24 protein-coding genes and 1 other RNA gene are annotated in these 26,491 nt (G+C 71.2%); 21 read left to right on the top strand and 4 right to left on the bottom strand.

Translation table 11 applies throughout. The annotated features are described in order from the left end of the window. The first annotated feature begins 559 nt into the window (after positions 1 to 559). The 8 genes from EIY87_RS15520 (at position 560) to ffs (ending at position 7,501) form a co-directional block, all read left to right on the top strand. A complete protein-coding gene (locus tag EIY87_RS15520; RefSeq protein ID WP_125308412.1) occupies positions 560 to 1,528 on the top strand; it encodes an ABC transporter substrate-binding protein in 969 nt (322 codons plus the stop codon). Next, positions 1,525 to 2,463 carry an ABC transporter permease gene (locus tag EIY87_RS15515; protein WP_125308409.1) on the top strand — a complete coding sequence of 313 codons (939 nt, stop codon included), beginning with the start codon at positions 1,525 to 1,527 and terminating at the stop codon, positions 2,461 to 2,463. Before EIY87_RS15520 ends, EIY87_RS15515 begins: the two co-directional genes overlap by 4 nt. Continuing rightward, the gene (locus EIY87_RS15510) at positions 2,460 to 3,248 is read left to right on the top strand and encodes an ABC transporter ATP-binding protein (protein WP_125308407.1); all 789 of its coding nucleotides are present in this window, start codon (positions 2,460 to 2,462) and stop codon (positions 3,246 to 3,248) included. Before EIY87_RS15515 ends, EIY87_RS15510 begins: the two co-directional genes overlap by 4 nt. 25 nt (positions 3,249 to 3,273) lie before the next feature. Further along, positions 3,274 to 6,024, top strand: coding sequence for a sensor histidine kinase (locus EIY87_RS15505; protein WP_125308405.1), 2,751 nt, complete (start codon positions 3,274 to 3,276; stop codon positions 6,022 to 6,024). Next, the gene (locus EIY87_RS15500; RefSeq protein ID WP_086861817.1) at positions 6,021 to 6,455 is read left to right on the top strand and encodes a roadblock/LC7 domain-containing protein; all 435 of its coding nucleotides are present in this window, start codon (positions 6,021 to 6,023) and stop codon (positions 6,453 to 6,455) included. The genes EIY87_RS15505 and EIY87_RS15500 overlap by 4 nt, the downstream gene beginning before the upstream one ends. Continuing rightward, positions 6,455 to 6,808, top strand: a complete 354-nt coding sequence (locus EIY87_RS15495; RefSeq protein WP_125309813.1) for a DUF742 domain-containing protein — start codon at positions 6,455 to 6,457, stop codon at positions 6,806 to 6,808. Before EIY87_RS15500 ends, EIY87_RS15495 begins: the two co-directional genes overlap by 1 nt. Then, positions 6,786 to 7,385 (top strand): GTP-binding protein, encoded by a 600-nt coding sequence (locus tag EIY87_RS15490; RefSeq protein ID WP_125308402.1) that lies wholly within the window; start codon positions 6,786 to 6,788, stop codon positions 7,383 to 7,385. The genes EIY87_RS15495 and EIY87_RS15490 overlap by 23 nt, the downstream gene beginning before the upstream one ends. A gap of 21 nt (positions 7,386 to 7,406) precedes the next feature. Next, an RNA gene (gene ffs / locus EIY87_RS15485) (signal recognition particle sRNA small type) lies at positions 7,407 to 7,501 on the top strand. Between the two features lie 214 nt (positions 7,502 to 7,715). On the opposite strand, the gene EIY87_RS15480 is transcribed toward ffs, so the two are convergent. Next, a complete protein-coding gene (locus EIY87_RS15480) occupies positions 7,716 to 8,591 on the bottom strand; it encodes a fused MFS/spermidine synthase (protein WP_191984105.1) in 876 nt (291 codons plus the stop codon). Between the two features lie 83 nt (positions 8,592 to 8,674). Between EIY87_RS15480 and EIY87_RS15475 the strand changes: the two genes are divergently transcribed. Together EIY87_RS15475 and EIY87_RS15470 are read left to right on the top strand one after the other, a co-directional pair. Continuing rightward, positions 8,675 to 10,198 (top strand): ALF repeat-containing protein, encoded by a 1,524-nt coding sequence (locus EIY87_RS15475; protein WP_225439884.1) that lies wholly within the window; start codon positions 8,675 to 8,677, stop codon positions 10,196 to 10,198. Positions 10,199 to 10,242: 44 nt separating this feature from the next. After that, positions 10,243 to 12,513 (top strand): DNA polymerase III subunit gamma and tau, encoded by a 2,271-nt coding sequence (locus tag EIY87_RS15470; RefSeq protein ID WP_125308398.1) that lies wholly within the window; start codon positions 10,243 to 10,245, stop codon positions 12,511 to 12,513. 157 nt (positions 12,514 to 12,670) lie between these two features. On the opposite strand, the gene EIY87_RS15465 is transcribed toward EIY87_RS15470, so the two are convergent. Continuing rightward, on the bottom strand, positions 12,671 to 13,516 hold the full coding sequence (locus tag EIY87_RS15465) for an N-acetylmuramoyl-L-alanine amidase (RefSeq protein ID WP_225439883.1): 846 nt from the start codon (positions 13,514 to 13,516) through the stop codon (positions 12,671 to 12,673). Between the two features lie 78 nt (positions 13,517 to 13,594). Between EIY87_RS15465 and EIY87_RS15460 the strand changes: the two genes are divergently transcribed. Beyond that, complete coding sequence (locus tag EIY87_RS15460) at positions 13,595 to 13,954, top strand: YbaB/EbfC family nucleoid-associated protein (protein WP_125308395.1); 360 nt, start codon at positions 13,595 to 13,597, stop codon at positions 13,952 to 13,954. 5 nt (positions 13,955 to 13,959) lie between these two features. Beyond that, positions 13,960 to 14,556, top strand: coding sequence for a recombination mediator RecR (recR, locus tag EIY87_RS15455; protein WP_125308392.1), 597 nt, complete (start codon positions 13,960 to 13,962; stop codon positions 14,554 to 14,556). Here recR and EIY87_RS15450 read toward each other — a convergent pair. Both EIY87_RS15450 and EIY87_RS15445 read right to left on the bottom strand, forming a co-directional pair. Continuing rightward, complete coding sequence (locus EIY87_RS15450) at positions 14,553 to 15,113, bottom strand: glucosaminidase domain-containing protein (RefSeq protein WP_125308389.1); 561 nt, start codon at positions 15,111 to 15,113, stop codon at positions 14,553 to 14,555. The genes recR and EIY87_RS15450 overlap by 4 nt on opposite strands. Before the next feature lie 59 nt (positions 15,114 to 15,172). Next, complete coding sequence (locus tag EIY87_RS15445) at positions 15,173 to 16,282, bottom strand: UDP-N-acetylglucosamine 2-epimerase (protein WP_125308387.1); 1,110 nt, start codon at positions 16,280 to 16,282, stop codon at positions 15,173 to 15,175. A 71-nt stretch (positions 16,283 to 16,353) separates the two neighbouring features. Between EIY87_RS15445 and EIY87_RS15440 the strand changes: the two genes are divergently transcribed. From EIY87_RS15440 to EIY87_RS15395, 9 genes are all read left to right on the top strand, one after another. Then, on the top strand, positions 16,354 to 17,373 hold the full coding sequence (locus EIY87_RS15440) for a glycosyltransferase family 2 protein (RefSeq protein ID WP_125308385.1): 1,020 nt from the start codon (positions 16,354 to 16,356) through the stop codon (positions 17,371 to 17,373). Next, positions 17,370 to 18,677 (top strand): lipopolysaccharide biosynthesis protein, encoded by a 1,308-nt coding sequence (locus EIY87_RS15435; protein WP_125308383.1) that lies wholly within the window; start codon positions 17,370 to 17,372, stop codon positions 18,675 to 18,677. The genes EIY87_RS15440 and EIY87_RS15435 overlap by 4 nt, the downstream gene beginning before the upstream one ends. 83 nt (positions 18,678 to 18,760) lie before the next feature. Beyond that, positions 18,761 to 20,728 (top strand): DUF6541 family protein, encoded by a 1,968-nt coding sequence (locus EIY87_RS15430; protein ID WP_125308380.1) that lies wholly within the window; start codon positions 18,761 to 18,763, stop codon positions 20,726 to 20,728. Between the two features lie 59 nt (positions 20,729 to 20,787). After that, complete coding sequence (locus EIY87_RS15425) at positions 20,788 to 21,489, top strand: glycosyltransferase family 2 protein (protein ID WP_125309807.1); 702 nt, start codon at positions 20,788 to 20,790, stop codon at positions 21,487 to 21,489. Positions 21,490 to 21,502: 13 nt separating this feature from the next. Next, positions 21,503 to 21,937 (top strand): DUF2304 domain-containing protein, encoded by a 435-nt coding sequence (locus EIY87_RS15420; RefSeq protein ID WP_125308378.1) that lies wholly within the window; start codon positions 21,503 to 21,505, stop codon positions 21,935 to 21,937. 52 nt (positions 21,938 to 21,989) lie between these two features. Next, positions 21,990 to 22,478 carry a uridine kinase family protein gene (locus EIY87_RS15415; protein WP_225439882.1) on the top strand — a complete coding sequence of 163 codons (489 nt, stop codon included), beginning with the start codon at positions 21,990 to 21,992 and terminating at the stop codon, positions 22,476 to 22,478. A 318-nt stretch (positions 22,479 to 22,796) separates the two neighbouring features. Then, positions 22,797 to 24,473: an ABC transporter substrate-binding protein gene (locus EIY87_RS15405; RefSeq protein WP_225439881.1), complete on the top strand. Its 1,677-nt coding sequence runs from the start codon at positions 22,797 to 22,799 to the stop codon at positions 24,471 to 24,473. Between the two features lie 87 nt (positions 24,474 to 24,560). Beyond that, a complete protein-coding gene (locus tag EIY87_RS15400; RefSeq protein ID WP_125308374.1) occupies positions 24,561 to 25,562 on the top strand; it encodes an ABC transporter permease in 1,002 nt (333 codons plus the stop codon). Beyond that, the gene (locus EIY87_RS15395) at positions 25,559 to 26,488 is read left to right on the top strand and encodes an ABC transporter permease (protein ID WP_125308372.1); all 930 of its coding nucleotides are present in this window, start codon (positions 25,559 to 25,561) and stop codon (positions 26,486 to 26,488) included. The genes EIY87_RS15400 and EIY87_RS15395 overlap by 4 nt, the downstream gene beginning before the upstream one ends. Positions 26,489 to 26,491 lie beyond the last annotated feature (3 nt).

Here is a 26,491-nt window from a genome sequence, read left to right as displayed (position 1 = left end):
CCGATGCGGTATCGGAGCGGCCGCACACCTGTTCGACTCCCGGCGATCGTTCGACGGCGTGAAGTAGCGCTCGGTGATCAAGGTCCCGCGAGGTAACGCCCAGGGACTACAGCCCGTGCAACTGCACGCTCCGGTCGCCGCTGCCGGCGCCGAATCGGTCCCCGCCTGCACTGATGTTGCTGGTTGACACGGTCGATGGTCACTCGTTCGGATGCACAACTGGGGCGTTGTGGGGATCTTGTGCTACTCGCTAGGGTGTCCGCCGGGAGAGGGACAAGGGGTGGCTAACTCGGCACGCTCAGTGCCGAGTTCACAACGTGGTGGGTAATCCTTGTCTCGCCTTCTCTTGCTTTGACCCGATCAGGTGCGGCTGGAAGAGAGCAGCGATGACCGTGCGCGGTGGCGCAGCTCAGCCTTATCCGCCCCCTCTTCGTCACGACCCGTAGCTCCGAGCACCGCAATTCCCCCTTTAGGTACGGCACCACTCCACTTCCCCCGCACTCTGGAGTTCGTTGTGATTTCCCGTCCTCGACCTCGTCCGCTGACGGTGCTCCTCACCTTGCTCGCCCTCGTGGGTGTCACCGCGCTTTCCGGCTGCAGCGACAGCTCCGCCTCGGGCAGCGGCGGCAAGATCACGCTCGGGTTCAGCGCCTGGCCGGGGTGGTTCCCCTGGCAGGTGGCGCAGGAGCAGGGCCTATTCGCCAAGAACGGCGTGAACGTCGACCTCAAGTACTTCGACAACTACACCGACAGCATCAACGCGCTCTCCAGTGGTGCCATCGACGCCAACAGCCAGACCCTCAACGACACGCTGTCGTCGCTCTCCGGCGGCGCCAAGCTGTCGATCGTGCTGGTGAACGACAACTCCACCGGCAACGACAAGATCATCGCGCGCGACGGCATCACCAGCGTCGCCGACCTCAAGGGCAAGAAGGTCGCCGTCGAGCAGGGCGCGGTCGACCACTACCTGCTGCTGCTCGCGCTGCAGTCGGCGAAACTGACCGAAAAGGACATCCAGCTCGTCAACCTCCCGACCGACGCCGCGGCGGCCGCGTTCGCCGGCGGCCAGGTCGACGCGGTCGCCGCGTTCGCGCCGTTCACGTCGAAGGCGCTCGAGCGCCCCGGCAGCCGCGCGATCTCGACCTCGGCGGAGTTCCCCGGCGCCATCCCGGACCACCTGGTCACGTCGCAGAAGCTGGTCAAGGACCACCCGAAGGACGTGCAGGCGCTGGTCAACACCTGGTTCGAGACGCTGACCTGGATCAAGAACAACAAGGACGCGGCCGTCGGGATCATGGCCAAGCGCGGCGGCGTCTCCGACGCGGACTACAAGACCTACGACGCCGGCACCACGATCTTCACGCGCCAGCAGAACCTCGACGCGTTCACCCCGGGCGTCACCGCGCAGCACCTGGACTTCCAGGCGAACAAGATCATCGACTTCATCGTGAACACCGGGCTGGCCCAGCAGCGCCCGACGCTCGAGGGGTTGTTCGACGACCAGTTCGTGAAGGCCGCGCCGCAGTGACCGGTCCGACCCAGCGCACCACCTCGGCGAGCCCCGCGGACGAGCGGGCCGCCGAGGCACTGGAAGCCGAGCAGCGGCTCGCCGAAGCGCAGGAGTCCAGGCGGGGCCGTCCCGCCTGGACCCCGCTGCCGCGCCGGACCCCGCCGAAGCGGGCCTCGGCGTTGTTTTCCCTGCGCACGCCCATTCCCGCGGGCGCCCGCTGGACGCTGGCGGCGCTGTCGTTCGCGATCCCGTTCCTCGCCTGGGTCGTGCTGAGCGTCAGCGGCGCCGTCGACTCGACGTTCCTGCCGTCCCCGGCCGCCGTGCTCAAGGCCGGGGCCGACATGGCGGGCAGCGGCGAGCTCTTCGACGACCTCTGGGCGACCACCCAGCGCGTCCTCGAAGGCTTCGGCCTCGCCGTCGTCGTCTCGGTGCCGCTCGGCATCCTGATGGGCACCTTCGCCGCCGGGCAGGCGTTCTTCGAGCCGCTGATCGGGCTGCTGCGGTACCTGCCGGCGAGCGCGTTCATCCCGCTGCTGATCATCTGGCTCGGCCTCGGCGAGCCGTCGAAGATCGCCATCCTCTTCATCGGGACGGTCTTCTTCAACACGCTGATGACCGCCGACGTCGTCCGCGGCGTGCCGCGCGCGCTCCTCGACGTCTCCTCCACCCTCGGCGCGCGCCGGGGCGAGGTGCTGCGCAAGGTCGTCGTGCCGCATTCGCTGCCGGGCATGATCGACGCGATCCGGGTCAACGCCGCCGCGGCGTGGAACTTCGTGGTCGTCGCCGAGCTGATCAACTCCTCGGCGGGCCTCGGCTACCGGATCGTCCGCGCGCAGCGGTTCCTGCAGACGGACAAGATCTTCGCGGTGCTGGTGGTCATCGGCATCGCCGGGCTCCTCATCGACGTCCTGCTGCGCCTGCTGCGCACACGGGTCGGGAAGTGGGCGGCATGACGCTGGAACTGCGGAACGTCGCCAAGGACTACGCCGTCCGCGGCCGGGTGACCCGCGCGCTCGACGGCGTGGACCTCGAAGTGCTGCGCGGCGAGTTCGTGTGCGTCGTCGGCGCGAGCGGCTCCGGCAAGTCGACGCTGCTTTCGCTGGTCGCCGGGCTCGACCGGCCGACCGACGGCGAAATCGTGCTCGACGGCGTCCCGGTGACCGGCCCCGGCCCGGACCGCGGGCTCGTCTTCCAGTCCGGCGCGCTCTACCCGTGGCGCACCGTCGAGAAGAACGTCGCGTTCGGACTCGAGCTGCTGGCGCTCGACGCGGCCGAGCGCGCCGAGCGCGTCGACTGGTACCTCGCCGAAACCGGGCTCGACGGCGTCCGGAAGTCGTTGCCCAAGCAGCTTTCCGGCGGCCAGAAGCAGCGGGTCGCGATCGCGCGCGCCCTGGCCTGCGAACCGGACGTGCTGCTGCTGGACGAACCCTTCGGGGCCTTGGACGTCCAGACCAAAGAGGACATGCAGGTGCTGATCCGCCAGGTGTGGGCCGACACCGGCACGACGGTGCTGATGGTCACCCACGATGTCGAGGAAGCGGTGTTCCTCGGCGGCCGGGTGGTCGTGCTCGCCTCCGACCCGGGGCGGATCGCCGCCGACGTCGAGGTGGAGCTGCCCGCCGAGCGCGACCTGGCGGTGAAGCGCGAACCGCGGTTCCTCGCGCTGCGCGCCCGGATCGAGGACCTGGTCCGGGAGCAGCACCGGGGCCACGTGAGCCGGGTGGCCGCGGTCGAGTGAGAACGGAAGACGGGAAGGTGGCGGGATGAAGCACGGCGGGGCGACCGCGGAACGCACGGCAGGCGGGGGTTTCCTCGCCCGGCTCGGCATTCGCGGCAAGCTGAACCTGCTGCTCCTGCCACCGCTGGCCGCGGTGCTGCTGGTGTCGGTGCCGTTCGTGCTGACGCAGGCGAACAGCGCCGTGGCCGCGACGCAGTCGGCGACGGTCGCGCGGCACACCCAGCAGCTCGGCGGCCTGGTCTGGCAGCTGCAACGCGAGCGGCTGCTGACCGGTGCCTACGTCGCCACCCCGTCGCTGGCCGCCGACCAGATGCTGCAGCAGCAGAAGGTCGTGAACGCGGCGGTCGAGAGCGTGCGGTCGTCGCTGGGGTCCGACGCGCCGGACGAGCTGGCCGCCGCACTGACCCGGGTCGGCTCGCTGAACGAGCTCCGGCAGAACGCGGAGCGCCGCGGCGTCGCGCTCGACAGCGTCGCCCGGACCTACCACGCGGTGATCGGCGCGGTGATCGACTCCCTGCGGCTCGTCCCGCAGCTGACCAGCGACGCCGAGGGCACCCGGGAGCTGACCGCGCTGGAGGCGCTGCTGCGCGCGAACGAGGAGAACTCGTTGCGCGGCATGGCGTTGATCGTGACGGCGGTGGCGCCCGAGGCCGGCCGGTCCATCCTGGACGACGCGACCCAGCAGGCGCCGATCTTCACCGACCGGTTCGTCCAGCAGGCCGACGACGAGGAGGACCGCGAGCAGTCCGCGCTGGTCGTCAACGTCGAGCAGAGCGAAGCGGGCCGCCGGATCAACGACCTCGCCGCCCAGATCGACAACCCCCGCGACTCGGCCGGGACCACCCAGTACGTCGCCGACGTCCTCAGCGCGTCGGAAACCCAGGCGGGGCAGCGGAAACTGGTGCAGGAGCGGGTCACCGGCGAGATCGCCGAGGCGGCGACCGGCCGCGCCGACGCCGGCACCCGGCTGGCCTGGATCGTCGGTATCGGCGCGGCCGCGCTGTTCCTGCTGGTCGCGTTCCTCGCCGTCGCGGTCGCCCGCTCGATCGCGCAACCGCTGCGGCGGCTGACCACGGCGGCGACGTCGGTCGCCGACCTGGCGGGCACCGAGCTCGTCCGCGTGACCGACACCGAGGAAGCCGAGGAGCAGATCCCGCGGCTGGCCACCATCGACGTCGTCTCGAGCGACGAGCTGGGCAAGCTGGCGGCCGCGTTCAACCGGGTCCAGACCACCGCGGCCGAGCTGGTCGAGCGGCAGGCGCTCACCCGGCGCAACACCAGCCTGATGTTCGCGAACGTCGCCAAGCGCACGCAGAACCTCGTCGGTCGCCAGCTGGCGCTGATCGACGAGGTCGAGCGCAACGAGCAGGACACCCGGCTGCTGGCCAGCCTCTACCGGCTCGACCACCTCTCCACCCGCCTGCGCCGGAACGCGGACAACCTGCTCGTCGTCTCCGGCACCCGCGACGACACCCGCATCGCCGGCCCGATCGAGCTGGCCACGGCGTTGCGCTCGGCGCTCGCCGAAATCGAGGACTACCAGCGGGTGAAGCTCGGCGTCGTCGCCGACATCCTGCTGTCTTCGGCGCTGGGCGCCGACCTGGTGCTGGTGTTCGCCGAGCTGCTGGAGAACGCGACGTCGTTCTCGCCGCCGGGGTCGATGGTCGAGGTGGACACGATGCTCCTCGCCGACGGGTCGTGCCTGGTGAACATCGTCGACCACGGCATCGGCATGACCGCGGAGAAGCTGGCCGAAGAGAACAAGCGGCTCGTCGAGCGCGAACGCCTGGAGCTGGCGCCGACCAGCGTGCTCGGCCTGTTCGTGGTCGGCCGCTTGGCGCGGCGGCACGACCTGGGCGTCGAACTGCTCGCGACGCCCACCACCGGCGGCGTGACCGCGCGGCTGACCATCCCGCCGTCGCTGTTCAGCCACCGCACCGGGCTGCTGCCGAAGACCGAGCCGGTGGCGGCGATCCCGGCCGCGCCCGCGCCGAAACCGCGTCCCGCGGAAGCCGTCGCGGTGACCGCGTTGTCCACTTCGGACGACGCGCGCCCGGCCGAGCTGCCGGCGCCGGCGATCCCGGCCCTGCTCGGCCACGGCACCGGCTTCCGCTGGTTCAACCAGCTCGAACCGGTGTGGCCGGACGCCGAACCCGCCGAGCCGCCCGAGCCGGAGCCGGAGCCGGAGAGCCGGGGTGGCCTCCGCCGCCGCGTCCGCGGGGCGCAGCTGCCCACCGCGGGCACGACGGCGCCGCCGTCACCGGCCGAAGCCAAGCCGCGGCACGACCCCGAGGCGACCAAGCTCGCCATGGACGGCTTCGAGAGCGCGTTCGCCAAGGCCGCCGAGGTCAGCGCGATGCAGCCCGCACTTTCACGTGAAAGTGCCGACCTGGGGGCCGCACTTTCACGTGAAAGTGCGGCCCCGTCGCCGGGTGATGGGGCGTCGCTGCCGGTGCGCGTGCCCGGGGATTCGGCGATGCCCGGTGGTGCGGTGCGCGCCACCCCGCCGGCCGCCGCGACCCCGCCGTCCCGGGACGGCCTGGTCCGCCGCGTCCCCGGTGCCCAGCTCGCCCCCGGCCTGCGCCAGCAGCCCGCGGGGCGGCCGATCGCCCGAGCCGTCGTCAACCGCAGCAAGCGGGACCCGGCGGCCGAGCGAGCGGCGTTCGACGCGTTCGCCGCCGGCCTGGCCAAGGCGGACGTGGTGACGGCAGACAGCCCGCCCCAAGGCGTGGTCGCCGGTCGTGTGATGGAACGAGGAGAAGAGAGCAGGAAATGAGCATCCCCGCACCTGGAGTCAGTGTCGAAGCCCAGAACTTCAACTGGCTGGTGAGCCGCTTCGCGCAGCACACCGCGGGCGCGATCGCCGCCATCGCGGTCTCGGCCGACGGCTTGCTGATCGCGGTGTCCTCGGAGCTCGAGCGCTCCAACGCCGACCGCCTCGCCGCGATCTCCTCCGCCATGCTCGGCCTCGCGCACGGCGTCTCCGAAAGCCACCCGCTCGGCTCGCCGGACAAGGTGATCATCGAGCTGGAGCACGGCTACCTGCTGGTCTGCACCATCAGCATCGGCTGCTCGCTCGGCGTCCTCGCCAACAAGCAGGCGAGCCTCGGGACCATCGCCTACGAGATGGCGATGTTCGCCAACCGCGCCACCGAAGTCCTCACGCCGGGCCTGATCGAGGAGCTCAAGAACACCGTGGGTGCGTGATGACCGAGGAGCCGGACATCTCGCTGCTGCGGCCGTACCTGATGACCTCGGGGCGGGCGCAGCCGGTGGACCAGACCCTCGAGATCGAGGCGCAGGTCATGACGTCCCGCCTCGGTGCGGCGTCGCACCCGAAGCTCACGTTCGAGCGGCAGGAAATCGTTTCCCTCTGCCGGAGCACGATGTCGGTCGCCGAGGTGGCCGCGATGCTCGGCCTCCACATCGGCGTCGCCCGCGTGCTGGTGGCCGACCTCGCCGAGCTGGGCTACGTCGTCGTCCGGCGCCCCGGGAACCACAACAAGCACGACCTCGGCATGATCGAAAGGGTCATTCGTGGACTCGAAGCCATTCACTGAACCGGCGCCCCGCCCGCCGGCCCCGGTCAAGATCGTCATCGCGGGCGGCTTCGGCGTCGGCAAGACGACGGCGGTCGGCGCCATCTCGGAGATCAAGCCGCTGACCACCGAAGCGGCGATCACGTCGGTGGCGGCTTCGGTGGACCGCACCGGCCACGTCCCGGCCAAGACCACGACCACGGTCGCGCTGGACTTCGGCTGCATCACGATCGACGACGAGGTCAAGCTGTACCTGTTCGGCACGCCCGGCCAGGACCGCTTCGGCTTCATGTGGCAGGACCTGGTCCACGGCGCACTCGGCGCGCTGGTGATCGTGGACACCCGCCGCATGGACGACTGCTACCCGGCGGTCGACTACTTCGAGAACGCCGGCCTGCCGTTCGTGGTGGCGGTGAACATGTTCGACGGGGCGCTGGGCCACAACCTCGAGGACATCCGCTGGGCGCTGGCGGTCAGCGAGGACGTCCCCCTGATCACGTTCGACGCGCGGCAGAAGCTGTCGGTGCGGGACGCGCTGCTGGCGGTGCTGCACAACACGTTCAAGAAGGCCCGGGCCCAGGCGGGCGCGGGGGCTTGAGCGGAGTTCGCTACACTGATCCACGGACCCCGCGCGGCGTCCACCCTGTGAACCTCCCCAGGGCCGGAAGGCAGCAAGGATAAGCAGGCTCTGGCGGGTGCGCGGGGTCCCCTTCGTTTTCGGCTCCGGTCTTCGGGGCTTCGCCCCTTCGCCGGGCCTGCAACTTCGTCGTTTTGCCCGGGGGCCGAGCCCCCGGAGCCCCCACGGTGCCGTCGGCGCGGGTTGCGAGCTCTGCCGTGGCTCGCGCGGCCCGGCGGCGGCATGAACGACCCTTTCATCTCGTCCGGCGAGGTGAACGACTCTTTCATGGCATTGCGGGGCGGCCCGGTCTCAGAACAGGCCCAGGACGTCTTCCGGGGGTTGGGGTGAGGGTGGTAGGTCCGCGTCCGTGATCGGGGTTGCGCGGCCCGCCAGTTTCCGCAGCTCGGCGCCGGACACGCAGCGCGCGGGGAACGCCGCCGACGCCGTTCGACGGTCGATCTCCGCGGTCGGGAGCGGGGCGGCCGAGGCCGCGAACACCAGGTTGCCGAAGCGGCGGCCCTTCAGGACCGCCGGGTCCGCCAGCGCCAGGACCTCCGGGAAGACCTCCCGCAACGTCGCCAGGAAGCGGCGGGCGAAGGGCAGGCCCGAGCCGTCGGTGATGTTGGCCAGGTAGATGCCCGGGGCGCGCAGGATTTCCGCGATCGCGCGCGTCGCCTCCAGCGTGGCCAGGCCGCCGGCGAGGGTCGCGCGCTCGAACGCGTCGACCACCACCAGGTCCGCCGTGTCCTCGCGGCGGGTGGCCAGGCCCGTCCGGCCGTCGGTGATCCGGACCCGCAGGCCCGGGAGCCGCAGGCCGAGCTGGGCGCGGACCAGGTCGACCAGCTCGCCGTCGGCGTCGAACACCAGCTGCCGCGAGCCCGGCCGCGTCGCCGCGACGTAGCGCGGGAGCGTGCACGCCGCGCCGCCGATGTGCAGGGCGTCGACGGGGCCGGGCGGCAGCTGGTCCACCACGTCCCCGAACCGGCGGACGTAGTCGAACTCCAGGTTGGCGGGGGTGTCGAGGTCGACGTACGACTGCGCGACCCCGTCCACCGACAGCAGCCAGGCGTTCGCGCGGTCGGCGTCCCGGATCAGCTCCGCGGTGCCGAAGCGCACCGGGTAGCGCCCGGGCATCGGCCCGGTCTTCCGCGAACGGCTCACGGGGTCCGAGGTTATCGGAAACATTCCCCCGGGCTCCGCGATAAGTGACCGGAACGATCATCGATCGAGGGGGTTCTTCCTTGCGTGCGAACGCAGTAATCGCTGCCGTGGCACTCGCCGCCGTCGCCTTGGCGACGCCGGCCGCCGCGGACGTCCTGCCCGACCGGGCCCAGGCCGTCTCGCTGCTGGAGACCGGCGGTCCCGGGGTGAGCCGGGCCGCCGAAACGGCGTTGCTCGGCTCGGCCGCCGACCTGCAGGAGTTCCTGGCCACCGGACGGTACCGGGCCCAGGAGACCGACGAACGCGTCCTGGTCAACCAGGCGCTGAGCGCGGGCGGCCCGGTCACCAAGCGCGCCGCCCAGCAGGCGCTGGACGGCACGGCCGACGACATCCGGGCCTTCCTGGCCACCGGGCTGGCCCAGGCCCGGATCGCGGACGACCGGATCGCCGTCGGCCAGGCCATGAGCACCGGCGGCCCGACCGTCAACGCCCGCGCGCAGAAGGCGCTCGACGGCACGCCCGCCGACGTCCGCGCGTTCCTCGAGACCGGCCTGCGGCAGGCGCGTGACACCGACGAGCGGATCACCGCGAACCAGGCCCTCTCGGCCGGTGGGCCCGAGGTGAAGGCGGCCGCGCAGACCGCGCTCGACGGCACCCCCGACGACATCCGGTACTTCCTGTCCGTGTGGCGGCAGGTCGCCGCGGCCGGGGACGCCGAACTCGCCGGGATCCAGGCGCAGGTCGACTACGGCAAGGCCGCCGCGGCCCACCACAGCGCCATCGGGGTGCAGCTGGCCAGGAGCCGCGCCACGACGATCGCTTCGGACGCGCGTCAGGCGAACACCGACCGGCTCGCCGGCCAGCGCGCCAAGGCCCAGCAGGACGCGCGGGTCGCGGCTGGTGCGGAGGCCGACGCCGAGCAGCAGGCCCGTGACGCCGCCGCCCGCGCGGCGCAGGCCAAGGCCGACAACGACAAGCTGCTCACGGACGCGGCCGACCCGGCGCTGACCGTGCCGAACGGCCGCCGCGCGTCGGTCTACCTGCTGCGCAACGGCGGTGCCGCGGTGAAGAACGCCGCCCGTGCCGCGCTGAGCGGTTCCGACGACGACGTCGTCACGTTCGTGCGCGGCGGGCTCGCGGTCGCGCAGGAGACCGACGACCGAGCCGCCGTTTCGGCGATCGCGGCCGACGAGAAGGCGCGCCCCGGGCTGCGTCAGGCCGCTCGTGACGCGCTGGCCGGGCCGTACTCCGCCGTGGTCGCGCTGCTGCGCACCGGGGACTACCCGGGTCGCGACACCGACGACCGCGTCGAGGTCAACCAGATCATGGCGGCAGGCGGACCGGCGACGAAGTCGGCGGCCCAGCGGGCGCTGGACGGCACCGTCGCCGACGTCCGCGAGTTTCTCGCCCGCGGTCAGTACGCCGCGCACGTGATCGACCTGCGGGTCAAGGTGACGCAGACGCTTTCGGACGGCGCCGAGGTCGACGCCGTCGCGCAGGGCGTCCTCGACGGGCCGGACTCGTTCCTGCAGCCGTACCTGGACGGCGAGCTGGCGAAGGCGCGGGCCCGTGACGCCTTCACCGCGGAGCACGTCGCCAAGGTCAACGCGCTGCTCGCCCAGCTGCCCTGACCCGCACGGCGAAGGTTGTCGGACCCTGACGGTACCCTCGCGACGTGGCTCTCGCGCTGTACCGCAAGTACCGTCCGGCAACCTTCGCCGAGGTCGTCGGGCAGGAGCATGTGACCGATCCCCTCCGCACGGCGCTGTCCGCCGGGCGGATCAACCACGCCTACCTGTTCTCGGGCCCGCGCGGCTGCGGCAAGACGTCGAGCGCGCGCATCATGGCGCGCTCGCTGAACTGCGCCAAGGGCCCGACGCCGGACCCGTGCGGCGAGTGCAACTCGTGCAAGGCGCTGGCGCCGGAGGGGTCGGGCAGCGTCGACGTCACGGAGCTGGACGCGGCGAGCCACGGTGGCGTCGACGACGCACGCGAGCTGCGGGACAAGGCGTTCTACGCGCCGGCCGAGTCGCGCTACCGCGTGTTCATCATCGACGAGGCGCACATGGTCACCACGCAGGGCTTCAACGCCCTGCTGAAGATCGTGGAAGAGCCGCCGGAACACGTCATCTTCATCTTCGCGACGACCGAGCCGGACAAGGTGCTCACCACCATCCGCTCGCGCACGCACCACTACCCGTTCCGGCTGATCCCGCCGAGCTCGATGCGCGCCCTGCTGGAGCGCAACATCGCTGCGGAGGGCGTCGAGGTCGAGCCGTCGGTGTACCCGCTGGTCATCCGCGCGGGCGGCGGGTCGGCGCGCGACACGCAGTCGGTGCTCGACCAGCTACTCGCCGGCGCCGGTCCCGAAGGCGTGTCGTACAGCCGCGCGGTGGCGCTGCTCGGCGTCACCGACGTCGCGCTGATCGACGACATGGTGGACGCGCTGTCGACCGAGGACGCCGCGACGGTGTTCGGCACGGTCGAGAAGCTCGCCGAAGCCGGCCACGACCCGCGCCGGTTCGCCACGGACCTGCTCGACCGGCTGCGCGACCTGGTGCTGCTGCGCGCGGTCCCGGACTCCGCGGGCGGGCTGGTGTCCGCGCCGGAGGAGGAACTGACGCGGATGGTGGCGCAGGCCGAGCGGATCGGCCTGGCGACGCTGTCGCGCTACGCGGACATCGTCCACAATGGACTCCTGGAGATGCGCGGCGCGACCTCCCCGCGGCTCGTGCTGGAGCTGCTGGCCGCCCGGATGCTGCTGCCGTCGGTGACGGACGCGGAGAAGGCGCTGCTGGCCCGCATCGAACGCCTCGAGCGCCGCGCGACGGCGCCCGCCGCCCCGGCCGAGGGCGGCGCCGAGCCGCCGGTGCGGGCGGCGCCGGAGCGGGAGTTCTCACGTCCTTCGCAGCGCGCCGCTTCGGCGGGCCCGGCGCCGGTGGCGGAGCCCGCTGCGGCGCCCCAGCGCCCGGCGGCTCCGGAACCCGCGCCGGCGGCTGCGAGCGCTGCGGCTGGTTCCGCACCGGCGGCGCCTGCTTCGGGTGGTGGCTGGGGTTCGCCGCGCACGCCGGGCGGTGGCGCTCCGGCTCCGGCGGGTGCCGGTGCGGCCGGTTCCGACGGTTCCGCTTCGGCGGGTTCCGGCGCGGCCGGTTCCGGTAGTTCCGCTTCGGCGGCACCGGCGTCGGATGGTGGCTGGGGTGCGCCGCGCACGCCCGGCGGTGGCACTGCCGCTCCGGCGGGTTCCGGCGCCGCCGCTTCGGCGGGTGCTGCGGCCTCGGAGGGTGGCTGGGGCACTCCGCGCACGCCCGGCGGCGGCACGCCCGCTCCGGCTCCGGAAGCCGCACCGGCGGCACCCGCGGCGGGGGGCGCGATGGACGCCGCCGCGATCCGGAACGTCTGGCCGCAGCTCATGACCGCGTTGCGCAAGTTCACCGGTGGGCGCAGCCTCGAAGCGATGCTGACCCAGGCGACGGTGGCGAGCGTCGAGGGCCACGCCGTTACGCTCACCCACAAGTCCGAGCCCCTGTCCCGCCGCCTCTCCGACCAGGACAACGCCCGCAAGATCGCCGGCGCGCTGTCCGACGTCCTCGGTGGCGACTGGCAGGTCCGCTGCGTCCACGGCAACGCCCCGGCGGCCCCCGCCGCCCGCGTCCAGCAGGCGGCGCCCGCGCCGGAGCGCTCGTTCACGCGCCAGTCGACCGCGGCGCCCGCCGCCGAAGCGCCCGCCCGGCCGGCGACCCCGCCGCCGCCCGCGCGGCCCAAGGTCACGACGAGCGAGCCGGACATCCCGTTGCCCCCGGAGCCCTCCGACGAGGACGACGAGGACCTCTACAACGAGGACGCCAGCCCGGCCCCGCCGCCGCCTCCACCGCCGCCGGACCAGGACCCGGACGAGGTGGCCCGCAAGCTCATCGCCGACCACCTCGGTGCCCGCCCCCTGGACTGACCGGGGGCAAAGTCGCGCCGGCGAGCAGGTGACCGGCGGCAGAGTGCCTGGCCGCGTGGTCTGCCCGGGGCCGCGGGGATGTCATGAAAGGGTCGTTCATGTCGTCTGGCGAGGTGAACGACTCGTTCATGACGTCCGGGGTGCCCTGACCGGGGGCTCAGGACGCCAGGTAAGCCTCGATGGCCGCGGCGATGGCGGTCGCGTAGTGCTGGCGGCCGTCCGGGCTCGTCATCCGGGCCGCCTCGGCGGCGTTGCGCATGTTGCCGCACTCCACCAGGGCCGCCGGGCGGGTCGACAGGTTCAGGCCGGCCAGGTCCGAGCGGGCCGACAGGCCGTTGCCGCCGATGTAGTTCGACGTGCTGAAGCCGCCCGTGCGCATCGTGTCGCGCAGGACCTCCGCCAGCCGCAGGGAAGGCGCGCCCTGCGCGGCGTTCAGCGGCGGGGACGAATACGCGACGTGGAAGCCGTTCGCGCCGGCCGCGGTCGAGCCGTCGGCGTGGATCGACACGACGGCGTCCGCGTTCGCTTCGTTGCCGATAGCCGCGCGGCGGTCGACGCAGGGGCCGACGCCCGTGTCGTCCTGTCGCGTGTAGACGACCCGGATTCCCTTGGCGGCCAACGCTTCCCCGACCCGCCGGGCGACGTCGAACGTGAACGCGTGCTCCGGGTAGCCCGCGTTGGTCGAGGTGCCGGTGGTGTTGCACGGCTTCGTCTGCCCGCGCCCGGCGGGCACCTGGCGGTTGATCTCCGCCGGGTGGGACGCGTTGCCGCCGTTGTGCCCGGGGTCGAGCACGACGACCTTCCCCGGCGCCGGGGGCGCGACCGGGGAAGACGACGGGAGCGGTGCGGACGACGACGGCGTGACCGTCGTCGGCGCCGGCGTGATCGTCCGCGTGGTGACGGGGGCGGGTGCCGGGGCCGCCGGGATCGCACCGGAGCAGCCCGTGAGCAGCAGGGCACCGGCCAGCAGGAGGGGGACAATCGCGCGTCGCACGGCGACCACGGTGCCACAGCCCGGCACCCCGCGTGGCGCGACTACCCTGGTGGGGACACAGGCGTGCAGAGAGGACCGAGTGCGATCATGGTGCAACCCGGCGGTGGCTTCGACATTTCCCAGCTGATGCAGCAGGCCCAGCAGATGCAGCAGAAGCTCGTCGAGGCCCAGGAAGAGCTCGCCAACACCGAGGTCACCGGCAGCGCCGGCGGCGGGCTGGTCACCGCGACCGTCTCCGGTGACAGCCAGCTGAAGAGCCTGCAGATCGACCCGAAGGTGGTCGACCCGGACGACGTCGAGACGCTGTCCGACCTGATCGTGGCGGCGGTCCGCGATGCTTCGGCGAGCGCGCAGAAGCTCACCGAGCAGAAGCTCGGCCCCCTGGCCGGCGGCCTCGGTGGCGGTGGCGGCATGCCGGACCTCGGCAGCCTCGGCTTCGGCGGCTGACGAACTTGTACGAAGGTGTCGTCCAGGACCTGATCGACGAGCTCGGGCGCCTGCCCGGGGTCGGGCCGAAGAGCGCCCAGCGGATCGCGTTCCACCTGCTGGCCACCGACCCGGCCGACATCGCGCGGCTGCAGGACGTGCTCGGCAAGGTCAAGGAGGGCGTGCAGTTCTGCGAGATCTGCGGCAACGTCTCCGAGCAGCCGACCTGCCGCATCTGCCGCGACGAGCGCCGCGACCTCACGGTCATCTGCGTGGTCGAGGAGCCGAAGGACGTCCTGGCGGTCGAGCGCACGCGCGAGTTCAAGGGCCGCTACCACGTCCTCGGCGGCGCGCTCGACCCGTTGTCGGGCATCGGCCCAGAGCAGCTGCGGATGCGCGAGCTGCTCAAGCGGATCGGCGAGCACGACATCACCGAGATCATCATCGCGACCGACCCCAACACCGAGGGCGAGGCGACCGCGACGTACCTCGTCCGGATGCTGCGCGACTTCCCGGGCCTGACCGTGACGCGGCTGGCCTCGGGCCTCCCGATGGGCGGCGACCTCGAGTTCGCCGACGAGCTCACGCTCGGCCGGGCGCTCTCGGGCCGCCGCGCGCTCTAAGCGGCGTCGAAGCGGCGCAGGTCGTACCGGTCCATCAAGCCGATCACCTTGTTCGCGTACTCCGGGTCGGTGGCGTACTTCCGCGCCACCGCCCGGACGAACGCGTCCGGATCGTCTCGCACCGGCAACGCCGCCGCGTAGTTCGGCGAAGTCGTCAGCAGCCGCCCGTAGTCGCGGAACGAGTCGTAAACCGACGCGTACGAGCGGAAAAACGCGTCCACCGGATGGCACGGCGCCGGAACGCACTCCGTCGTCGGGTAGGAAGCGCACCGCACCGCGATGGGTCCCGGGCTCGTCGGCGTCACACACTTGAAGCCGAAGTGGTTCAGCTCGTTCACCGACAGCCGGCTGCGGCCCCAGTTCGACTCCAGGATCGACTGCGCCACCGTCACCGACGCCGGGATGTCGTACGCCGCGTGGATCGCGCGGGCGATCGGCCCCGCCGAAGCGACGTACACGTCCTGGAAGCCCGACGAAAGCGCCTCGTCACGCACCGACGTCTGGTCGATGGGCGGCGGGACCACCGCCAGCAGCGCCGCCAGTCCGATGTGGATCATGGCGACACTCTGCCCGGCTCACCCGCCCCGGAAAACCGGACGTCACCCGGACGAAGGACTCAGCAGTAGCCGAGCTGGGCCAGGGTGTCGACGACGATCTCGGACGGGTGGTACTTGTCCATCCAGGACTCGCCGCGCCGGTTCTGGTACGTGTCGAGGAAGTTCTGCAGCTTGTCGCCGCGCATCTCGGTCAGCACGACCGTCTCGCCGAGGTGCTGCGGGGTCTCCGTGCGCTCGCGGTGCACCGCGCAGGGGAGGCCGAGGTAGTAGCACTCCGCGGACAGGCCGCCCGAGTCGGTGACGACGTACTCGGCGCGCGCGACCAGCGGCAGGAACTTCAGGTAGCGCATCTTCGGCTGGACGATGAACTGGTCGTCGAAGATGTTCCCGATGCCCAGCGCGCGGATCTTCTCGCGCTCCGGTGCGCCCGCCATGTACAGGATCGGCATCTTGCGGCTCTGCTCGCGCAGGATCTCCAGCGCCTCGCGGTACTTGTCCGGGCGCGAAACCAGCTCGAAGCGGTGCAGCGTCGCCAGGCCGAACTTCTCCGGCAGGTTCGGCACGTCCAGCGGCCCGTTGATGGCCAGGCGCATCGCGTCGATCGCGGTGTTCGCCTCGGTGTCGACGACGACGCCGCGGGCGTTGCGCAGGTTGTTGACCTCGCGGATGCTCGGCGCGAAGTGGATGTCGACGATCTTCGCCGCGATCTTGCGGTTCAGCTCCTCCGGCAGCGGCGAGAGGATGCTGCCCGACCGCGCGCCCGCCTCGACGTGCCCGACGCGGGACTTGAGGATGCGCTTCCCGATCAGCGAGCCGTACGGCGTGGTGAACGTGTCGCCGTGCACCAGCACCAGCGGGGGACGGCCGTCCTCGGTGAGCGCGGCGCGCAGCTCGTGGCGGCGGCTCCAGGCGGTCCGCAGCACCTGCGCGGCCCAGCCGGGCACCTGTGCCGGCGACTCGAGGTTGTGGGCCTTGTCCTCCGGCACCAGCCAGACGTCGGGCGCCGGCATGTTCAGGTCCGCCAGTACGTCCGCGACCTCGTCGACGTGCTGGGCGGTGAACCAGATCTTCGGCCGCATCCCGCGCTCGCGGATCCCGTGGTAGACGGGCGCGATCTTGATCAGTTCCGCGGTGGTGCCGAGAATGAAGGAAATCACCGGAGAGCCCATTTCTGGTCGGGTGCGGTGGCGTAAGGATACTGGCCGACCCGCCGCGGGGGCCGCCGGGTAGCCTCGGCACGGTGAGTGCGAACCCGCTCCTCCCCTCGCTCAGCGTCGTGATCCCGGTCTACAACGAGCAGGACTGGATCGAACGCAGTGTCGGCGCGCTGCTCGCTTCGGCGTCGGCCGCGAGCTGGCCGATCGAGGTCGTCGTGGTGGACGACGGCAGCACCGACGCCACGCCGTCGCGCCTCGACGGCCTGCGCGAACGCCACGGCATCACGGTGCTCAGCCAGGCCAACGCCGGCCGCTTCGAGGCCAGGAGCGCGGGCATCGCCAAGTCGTCCGGCGAGTGGATCGCGCTGCTCGACAGCCGCGTCATCGTCGACGAGCACACCCTCACGTTCCTGCGCGACCAGCTCGTCGACCACCCCGAGCGCGCGGTCTGGAACGGCCACATCAACGTCGCTTCCGAGCACAACCCGTACGCCGGGTTCATGGCCGGGCTGGTCAAGGTGCCGTGGCGCAAGTACTGCGCGAACCCGCGGCTGATGTCGTACGGCATCGAGGAGTTCGACGTCTACCCGAAGGGCACGACGTTCTTCTGCGCCCGCCGCGGGCTCCTCGAAGGCTCGGTCACGGCGTTCGCGTCGCTGTTCGACGACATCCGCTTCGCCAGCGACGACACCCGCATGCTGCGGTGGATCGCCGAGCGCGAGCGGATCTGGCTGGCTCCCGAGCTGTCCGCGACCTACAACGGGCGCGACTCCTTCAAGAAGTTCACGCAGCAGGCGTACTTCCGCGGCACGACCTACGTGGACTCCTACATCGCTTCGCCCGGCCCGGCCCGCAACGCCCTGTTCGGCGCGCTCGCGGCCGGTGTCCTCGGGCTCGCCTTCGCCGCGAAGAAGCCGAAGACGACGCTGGCCGCCGGTGTGCTCGGCGCGGTCGCGGCAGGCGAGGTCGTCAAGAAGTGCGGTGCGACCGGCCCCGAAGCCCGCGCGGTCACCAAGCTGCTGCCGGTGTTCGCCGGCGGTTTCGGTGCCGGTGTCCTGCGTGGACTGGCCATGGCCGTGCGGACCAAGCTCCGCCGCCGATGAGCAGCGCGGACGTGGAAACCCCGGCCGCGACGAGCAGCGGACGCACCACCGCGGGCAGCCTCGGCGGCTCGCTGATCGTGTCGATCGGCCTCGGCTACGTCCTCACCGTCGCCTGCCAGCGCCTGCTGTCCCCGCCGGACTACGCGGTCTTCGTCACCTTCTGGGGCCTGGTGATGGGCCTCGGCAGCACCCTCTCGCCGCTGGAGCAGGAGCTCTCGCGCCAGTCCGCGGTGGCCGCGCTGACCGGGGGCAGGGCGGGCCGCCCGGCGCTGCGCGCGGTCGCCGTCGGCATGCTGGTCGCGGCCGCTTTTTCCCTTGCGCTGCTGATCCCGCCGATCACCGAGAAGCTCTTCCACGGCGACTGGTCGCTGGCCGTGATCGTGCTCTGCGGCGGGGTCGCGTTCGCCTGCCAGTTCGGCACGCGCGGGCTGCTCATCGGGCAGCACAAGGTGAAGGCCTTCTCGCTGCTCGTGGTCGCCGAACCGGCGATCCGGGCGCTCGTGCTGGGCGCGCTCGTCGTCTCGGTCGCCTACAACGTCGTCTCGCTGGCCATCGCGGTCGCCGCCGGGTCGTTCGCCTGGCTGCTGTTCGCCCGCCCGGCCCGGCAGCTGCTCGACGTCCACGTCGAGGGGGACGGCTGGGGCGTCACCGGCCGCCGGATGGGCATGCTGCTGGTCGGCGCGGCGCTGACGGCCGCGGTCATCACCGGCTACCCCGCGCTGGTCGGCCTGCTCGCCCCGGGCGGGGACGGCGACCGCGTGGGCGCCCTGTTCGCCGCGCTGGTCATCGCGCGGCTGCCGCTGACGCTGATCGGGCCGGTGCAGTCGCTGGCCGTGCCGTTCGTCGTCCGGCTCTCGGTCACCGAGGAAGGCCGCCACCGGCTCCGCCGCGTGCTGGCCCTCGGTGCCGCCGCCGCGCTGGTGCTGGCCGCGCTCGGCGCGCTGGTCGGGCTGTGGCTCGGGCCGTGGGCGGTGCGGTTCGTCAGCGGGCCGAAGTACGACATCGACGGCTGGTCGGTCGCCGGGCTCGTCTGGTCGTCGGTGCTGCTGGTGCCGATGCAGCTGCTCACCGCCGTGCTGGTGGCCCGCACCCAGGCCCGGCTCGTGCTGCTCACCTGGGCCGTCGTCACCGGCACCGCGTCCCTCCTGCTGGTGCTGCTGCCCGGCGACACCGTGTTCCGCGCGGTCGTCGCGCTGGCCGCGGCGCCGACGCTCGGCCTGGCCGTGGTGCTCGCGTTCGTGCTGCGGAAAGCGCCGGAAACGGTTCCGGGGACAACCCCGGGCACCGGTGAAACGTCTTCGTAGCGGCCCAGTAAGGTGCGATGCGAACCCGCCGGTGGGGACGGGAAACGGCGTGAAACGCCGGTAAGGTTTGGACTGCGAATTCGATGAACGTGCTACTCGTTTTGCTCGCGTTCTGGCTGCCGGGTCTGGTGTTCGGTGCCGCGATCCGGCTGCGCGGCTGGACGCTGGCCGCCGCCGCGCCGATGCTCACCTTCGGCCTCGTCGCCCTCGGCATCCCGGTGCTCGGCCGCTTCGGCATCCGCTGGTCGCTGCTGAACGTCGCGCTGTGGACGCTCGTGCTGTCGGCCGCCGGGTTCGCACTGGCCTTCGCCGTGACCCGCTCCACGCGCCGGCGCCACCCGGACTGGGAAGAGCCCGAGCGACCCGAACGCAGTGTCCGCGACCACGTCCTGATCGGCCTCGGCGTCCTCGCCGGCCTCGGCATCGGCACCGTCACGTTCCTCCGCGGCATCCGGAACGTCGGCAACGTCCAGCAGGGCTGGGACGCGCCGTTCCACGCGAACCTGGTCCGCTGGATCGCCGAGCACGGCGACGCCCGGCCCTCGACCGTCGGCACGATCGCGAACCTGCCGGACGAGACGCACTACTTCTACCCGGACACCTACCACGCGCTGCTCGCCCTGGTCTTCGGCAAGGGCGGCCTGACGATCATGCCGACGCTGAACCTGGCGGCGCTCGCGGTCGTGCTGACCGTGCCGCTCGGCGTCGCCGCGATGTGCCACGCCTGGCGGATGCCGCCGATCGGGGTGGCCTCGGCGGCCGCGGTGTCGGCCTGCTTCACGGTGTTCCCGTACGACTCGCTGTGGCGCGGTCCGCTGTGGCCGTTCGTCGCCGGCGTCGCCCTGATCCCGGCCATGCTCGCGGTCGCCCGGCACCTGCTGGAGCCCCGCGCGATCGCCGGCCCGGTCGCCATCGGCGTCGGCGTCGCCGGCCTGGCCGGCCTGCACACCAGCGTCGTGTTCGTCGTCATCGTCTACTTCCTGCTGATCCTCGCCGCGGTGGTGTTCCGCTTCGAGGCGATCACCTGGCGCCGGTCGCTGCCGTCGCTGGTCGCGACCGTGGTGCTGGCCGCCGCGCTCGGCATCCCGGTGGTGCTCCCGTCGCTGTACAACGCCGGCGGCGTGACCAGCGCGTACTGGGCGTCCGAAGCGACCGTGAGCGGCGCGGTCGGCGAGACGATCACGTTCTCGCCGATGGCCGCGTTCCCGCAGTGGTGGATCGGCGTTCCCGCGATCATCGGCGTCTTCCTGCTGGTCAAGCACCGCCGGATGATGTGGATGGTCGGCGCCTACATCGTGCTCGGCGCGCTGTTCGCCGCGACCGTCTCGCTCGAGACCGACCTGATCCACACGCTGAGCAGCCCGTTCTACAACGACAACTGGCGCGTCGCGGCCCTGGTGCCGCTGGCGGGCTGCGTCGCGTTCGGCGAGTTCGTGCACACGGCGTCCGGCTGGTTCGCCGAGAAGGTCGCCCCGCGCCTGCCGAACCTCAAGCCCGCCACGCTCACCCTGGTCGGCGTCGTGGTGCTCGCGCTGGTCGTCGGCGGGCTGAGCCGCGGCGGCTACATCGGGCGCAACGCCGCCCGCCTGCAGCTGAACTACAGCGGCGGCCCGACGGTCAGCAAGGACGAAGAGGCCGCGTTCACCTGGCTCGCGCAGCACACCGCGCCGGGCGAGCGGGTGCTGAACGACAAGGCCGACGGCTCGGTCTGGATGTACGCGCTGGCCGGTGTGATGCCGACGCAGTGGAACTTCTACGGCGCCGAGTTCGACACCGACGCGGGCTACCTGAGCGTCTTCGCCAACGACGTCGAGAAGTACCCGAAGGTGCGAGAGCTGCTCACCGACCTGAAGGTCCGCTACGCCTTCGTCGGGGCGGGCAAGGTGACCCCGACGACGCAGAACGACGTCGGTCTCCAGCACCTCGACAGCAGCCCCGGGTTCAAGCTGGTCTACCGCAACGCGGGCGCCAAGATCTACGAGATCGAGGGCCAGCAGGGCGTCGTCGCGGCGGGCGCCGCGCCCGGGTCCGCGGCCGGTAACGGGCAGTGAAAGGCTAAAGTGATCGCGTGTCCACCACCTCCGTGACCAGCCGACGGGTGCTCATCGTGATGCCCGCGCTCAACGAATCGGCGAGCGTCGCTTCGGTCATCGCGCAGGTCAAGCGGGCATTGCCGGACGGCGATCTGCTGGTCGTCGACGACGGCTCGGTGGACGACACCGCCCAGCTGGCCCGTGCGGCCGGGGCCGAGGTGGCCCGGCTTTCGGTGAACCTCGGGGTCGGCGGCGCGATGCGCACCGGCTTCCGGTACGCCGCCGCCCGCGGCTACGACGTCGTCGTGCAGGTGGACGCGGACGGCCAGCACGACCCGGACGAGCTGGACGCGCTGCTGCGCGGCCTGGACGACGCCGACATCGTGATCGGCTCCCGGTTCGCCGGCAAGGGCGCCTACAAGGCCAGCGGGCCGCGCAAGTACGCGATGGTCGTGCTGTCGCTGGTGTTCTCGCGGCTGGCGAAGACCAAGCTCACCGACGTCACGTCGGGGTTCAAGGCGATGGGCCCGCGGGCGATCCGGCTGTTCGCCGGCTACTACCCGGCGGAGTACCTGGGCGACACGGTGGAGTCGCTGGTCATGGCCATCCGGGCCAAGCTGACCATCAAGGAGATCCCGGTCATCATGCGCGAGCGCGCGGGCGGCACGCCCAGCCACTCGCCCGTCAAGTCGGCCGTCTACCTGGGCCGCGCCGGCCTCGCGCTGCTGCTCGCGCTGGTCCGCCGCCGCCCGGCCGTCGACTCCTCAGACTCGGCTTAAGGAGCTACCGAAGATGGTCGGTTGGCGCATCCTCAGCATCGTCATCGCATGCCTGGTGCTCTTCGTCGTCATCGAGATGATGCGGCGGCGCAAGCTGCGCGAGAAGTACGCGGGCGTGTGGCTGATCGTCTCCATCGGCGTCGTCGTCTTGGCCGTCGTCCCGTCGGCCGCGGATTTCCTGGCCAAGCTGACCGGGGTGGAAACCCCGTCGAACTTCGTCTTCCTCCTGGCCGGCGTCGTGCTGGCGCTCGTGTCGCTGCACCTGTCCACCGAGGTCGGGCACCTCGAGGAAGAGGTGCGCACGGCGGTCGAGGAGATCGCGCTGCTGCGCTGCGAGCTGGAGGACACCCGGCGCGACCTGGAGCAGCGGATCGCCGGGCTGGAGGCCCGCGTGTCGGCTCCCGACGACGTCAAAGGGCTCCCGGAGGTCGAGCGCGTCAGCAAGTGACGCACTGGTCGAAGCCCTGCTGGCCGCTCCGGCCCGGCTGGGCCCGGTTCGCGTGCTCGCCATCGACGGGCCGTCCGGGGCCGGGAAGTCCACGCTGGCCGCGCAGGTCATCGACGCGCTCCGCGCCCGCGGCCGCCGCACCGAGCTGATCAGCACCGACGCCTTCGCCACCTGGGACGACCCGGTCGCGTGGTGGCCACGGCTCGTCGACGGCGTCCTGCGGCCCCTGGCCGAAGGCGTTCCGGGCGCTTACCGGCGCATGGACTGGACCACGGGGGTTCCCCGTCCGGGTGAGCTCGTCCGGGTGAGCGTGCCGGACGTGCTGGTGCTGGAAGGCGTCTCGAGCGGCCGGGCTTCGGCAAGAACCCTGCTTTCGCACCTCTGCTGGGTCTCCGGCGGCTCGGAAAGCGAGCGCCTGCACCGGACCGTCCGCCGGGACGGAACGGGCGCACGGGCCGATTTGGGGCGCTGGCAACGGTTCGAACGCGGCTGGTTCGCCGTCGACGGCACCCCCGGCGCGGCCGGCACCCGACTTTCGTAGGGAACGGACCGGTCACCCAGCGTGTCCGAACGACCCGGATCGATCCAGGACGCCATCACGACCGGAGCAACATAGGTACCGCCATCTGAGTTAGTGATCCGGTACCGGGCGCAGCCGTAACGCGCAAACGGTCACATTCTGTCGTGATTTACGGACACATTGCGGTCAAATCGACGCCCACGTAGCGCGATCGTAACCTCACGTGCTTAAGTGCGGGCCGAGTTCCCGCTAGTGTCGGCGAGCACACCGATCGTCCGTCGAGTTCCTGACCGACCGGACGGTGACTTTGAACCCGAAACATCTCCCAAGGGGTGCCAGATGCAGCAATTGCGGCTGACCCGAACACGCCGCGTGGCCCTGATCGGGCTCGCCGGCGCGCTCGCGGTTTCGCTGTCCGCCTGTGCGGAATCCAAGCGTGAAGAAGGCGCCGGGGGTGGTACCGGGGGCACGATGATCTTCGGTGCGGCCGGTAACCCGAAGCTGTTCGACCCCGCGTTCAACGACGAGGGCGAGACCTTCCGCATCACGCGGCAGATCTTCGACACGCTGATCCAGAACAAGCCGGGCACCGCTGACCTCGAACCCTCCCTCGCCGAGAAGTGGGAGTCGAGCAACGAGGGCAAGACCTGGACGTTCACCCTCAAGTCGGGCGTCAAGTTCTCCGACGGCACCGCGATGGACGCGACGGCGGTCTGCGCCAACTTCGACCGCTGGTTCAACATGAAGGGCGCCGCCGCCCAGAGCCAGATGATCTACTACGGCGACGTCTTCGAGGGCTTCGCCAAGAACGAGGGCGACGCGGGCGGCGACCCGGTCTACAAGAGCTGCGAGGCGAAGGACCCGACGACCGCGGTCCTCAACCTGAACAAGGCCAAGGGCGCGTTCCCGGCGGCGTTCACCCTCCCGTCGTTCGCCATCCAGAGCCCGACGGCGATCAAGCAGTACAACGGCGACACGGTCACCCAGAGCGGCGACTCGTTCACCTACAGCGAGTACGCGAACAAGCACCCGGTCGGCACCGGCCCGTTCAAGTTCGAGAGCTGGGACCAGGGCAAGGGTGAGATCACCCTGGTGCGCAACGACAGCAGCCCGACCCCGGCGAAGCTCGACAAGCTGATCTTCAAGGTCATCCCGGACGAGAACGCCCGCAAGCAGGCGCTGAAGGCCGGCGACATCAACGGCTACGACTACCCGAACCCGGCGGACTACGGCCTGCTGCGCAACGACGGCGAGCAGGTCCTCATCCGCCCGTCGTTCAACGTGCTGTACCTGGGCATCAACCAGTCCGGCCCGAACGCGGCGAAGCTGAAGGACCCGCGGGTCCGCCAGGCGCTGGCCTACGGCATCAACCGCGAGCAGTTCGTGAAGTCCAAGCTGGCCGAGGGTTCCGAGGTCGCGACCGAGTTCGTCCCGAAGGTCATCTCGGGCTACACCGACGACGTCACCAAGTACCCGTACGACCAGCAGAAGGCCAAGGACCTGCTGAAGGCGGCCGGTGCCGAGGGCATGACGCTGAAGTTCTACTACCCGACCGAGGTCAGCCGTCCGTACATGCCGAACCCGGCGGACACCTTCACGGCGATCTCCGAGGACCTGAAGAAGATCGGCATCAACATCGAGGCCCACGCCGAGCCGTGGAACGGTGGCTACAAGGACGACGTGCAGAAGTTCGGCAAGCAGGACCTGCACCTGCTCGGCTGGACCGGTGACTACAACGACGCCGGCAACTTCGTCGGCACGTTCTTCGGCCGCGAGAAGAAGGAGTTCGGCTTCAACAACCCCGAGCTCTTCTCGGCCCTCGCCGCCGCGGACGCCTCGCCCGCCGGCGACGCGCACGCCAAGGCGTACCAGGAAGTGAACAAGAAGATCATGGACTTCCTCCCGGCGGTCCCGATCGCGTACCCGACGCCGGCCATCGTGGTCGGCCCGAAGGTCAAGGGTCTGGTGGCGAGCCCGCTCACCGATGAGCGCTTCAACACCGTGACCGTGAGCTGATTGCTGGATTTCAGCCAACGGCAAGGGGTGGGTGCTACCGCGCCCACCCCTTGCGCCTGATCCCGGGCTGGCGACAAAGGACTGCACGTGCTCCGTTTTCTCGTGCGTCGGCTGCTACAAGCGATCCCGACGCTCCTCATCCTGTCCATCCTGGTCTTCGCGTGGTTGCGTTCCCTGCCCGGCGGCCCCGCGGCCGCGCTGCTGGGTGACAAGGCAACGCCCGAGAAGATCGCCGACCTCAACCACGTACTCGGGCTCGATCAGCCGATCATCCTGCAGTACTTCGGGTTCCTCGGCCGCGCCTTCACCGGCGACTTCGGCAACTCCCTGGTCTCGACCCAGCCCGTCATGGGCGAGATCACCACGTTCCTCCCCGCGACCATCGAGCTCGGCTTCAGCGCCATGCTCATCGCGGTCGTCATCGGCATCCCCGCGGGCTACCTTTCGGCGCGCTACCGCGGCGGGCCCGTTGACAACGGTGTCATCCTGCTCAGCCTGATCGGCGTCGCGGTGCCGGTGTTCTTCCTCGGCTACATGATGCAGGACCTGCTGGCCTCCCCGCTGGGGCTGCCCTCGCAGGGCAGGCAGACGACCGGGCTCGACGCCACGGCCATCACGAACTTCGCCATCCTCGACGGCATCATGACCAGCGAGTGGGACGCGGTCTGGGACGCCATCCGGCACCTGATCCTCCCCGCGTTCGCGCTGGCCACCATCCCGCTCGCGGTGATCACCCGGATCACCCGCGCGTCGGTGCTCGAGGTGCTCAACGAGGACTTCATCCGCACGGCCAACTCGAAGGGCCTCACGCAGCCGGTGGTCCGCCGCCGGCACGTGCTGCGCAACGGCCTGCTCCCGGTGGTCACCACCATCGGCCTGCAGACCGGCGCGCTGCTCGGCGGCGCGGTGCTGACCGAGCGGGTGTTCAACTTCCGCGGCCTCGGGTTCCTCCTGGCCGAAGGCATCGAGCGGCGTGACTACCCGCGGCTGCAGGCGCTGCTGCTGTTCGGGGCCGTGGTCTACGTCCTGGTGAACATGCTGGTCGACATCTCGTACGGGATCATCGACCCGAGGGTGCGTGTGCGATGAACACTCTGCTCAACAAGAAGAAGGAACCGATCGACAAGCTCGCCGCGGCGAGCGGGCACAGCATCGGCGGCGAAGCGTTCCGCCGCATGCTGCGCAGCCCGGTCGCGATCACCGGCGGGGTCATCACCGGCCTGTTCTTCCTCCTGGCGATCTTCGCGCCGCTGCTCGCGCCCAAGGACCCGCTCGACCGCGCGATGCAGGACCAGGTGCAGCTCGGCCGGGGCATCATCCCCGGCTCGATGCCCGGCTACCCGCTCGGCGTCGACGACTTCGGCCGCGACTTCCTGTCCCGGCTGATCGTCGGTGCCCAGCAGACGCTGATCGTCGGCGTGCTGGCGACGCTGATCGGCGTGCTGCTCGGCGTCATCATCGGCGGCGTCGCGGGCGCGTTCGGCGGCTGGGTCGACACCGTCCTCATGCGACTGGTCGACGTCATGCTGTCGTTCCCGTCGCTGCTGCTGGCCATCTCGATCGCGGCGCTGTTCGCGAAGCCGAGCCAGTGGACGGTCATCCTGGCCGTGTCGATGGTCGGCGTGCCGATCTTCGCGCGGCTGCTGCGCGGGTCCATGCTGGCCCAGCGCGACGCCGACCACGTCCTGGCGGCGACGTCGCTGGGCGTGAAGCGCGGGACGATCGTGTTCCGGCACATGCTGCCGAACTCGCTCGGCCCGGTCATCGTGCAGGCGACGCTGACGCTGGCGACCGCCATCCTCGAGGCCGCGGCGCTGTCGTTCCTCGGTCTGGGCGACCCGGACCCGTCGCGGGCGGAGTGGGGGCTGATGCTCGGCAAGGCCGCGCGCCAGTTCCTCGACATCCGCCCGGAGCTCGCGTACTACCCGGCGATCGCGATCATCGTGGTCGCGCTCGGGTTCACGCTGCTCGGCGAGTCCCTCCGCGAAGCCCTCGACCCGAAGAACAGGCGGTGAGAA

This window comes from Amycolatopsis eburnea (genome assembly GCF_003937945.1).
GTDB classification, from domain to species: domain Bacteria; phylum Actinomycetota; class Actinomycetes; order Mycobacteriales; family Pseudonocardiaceae; genus Amycolatopsis; species Amycolatopsis eburnea.
This window is presented reverse-complemented; position numbering and strand designations above follow the sequence as displayed.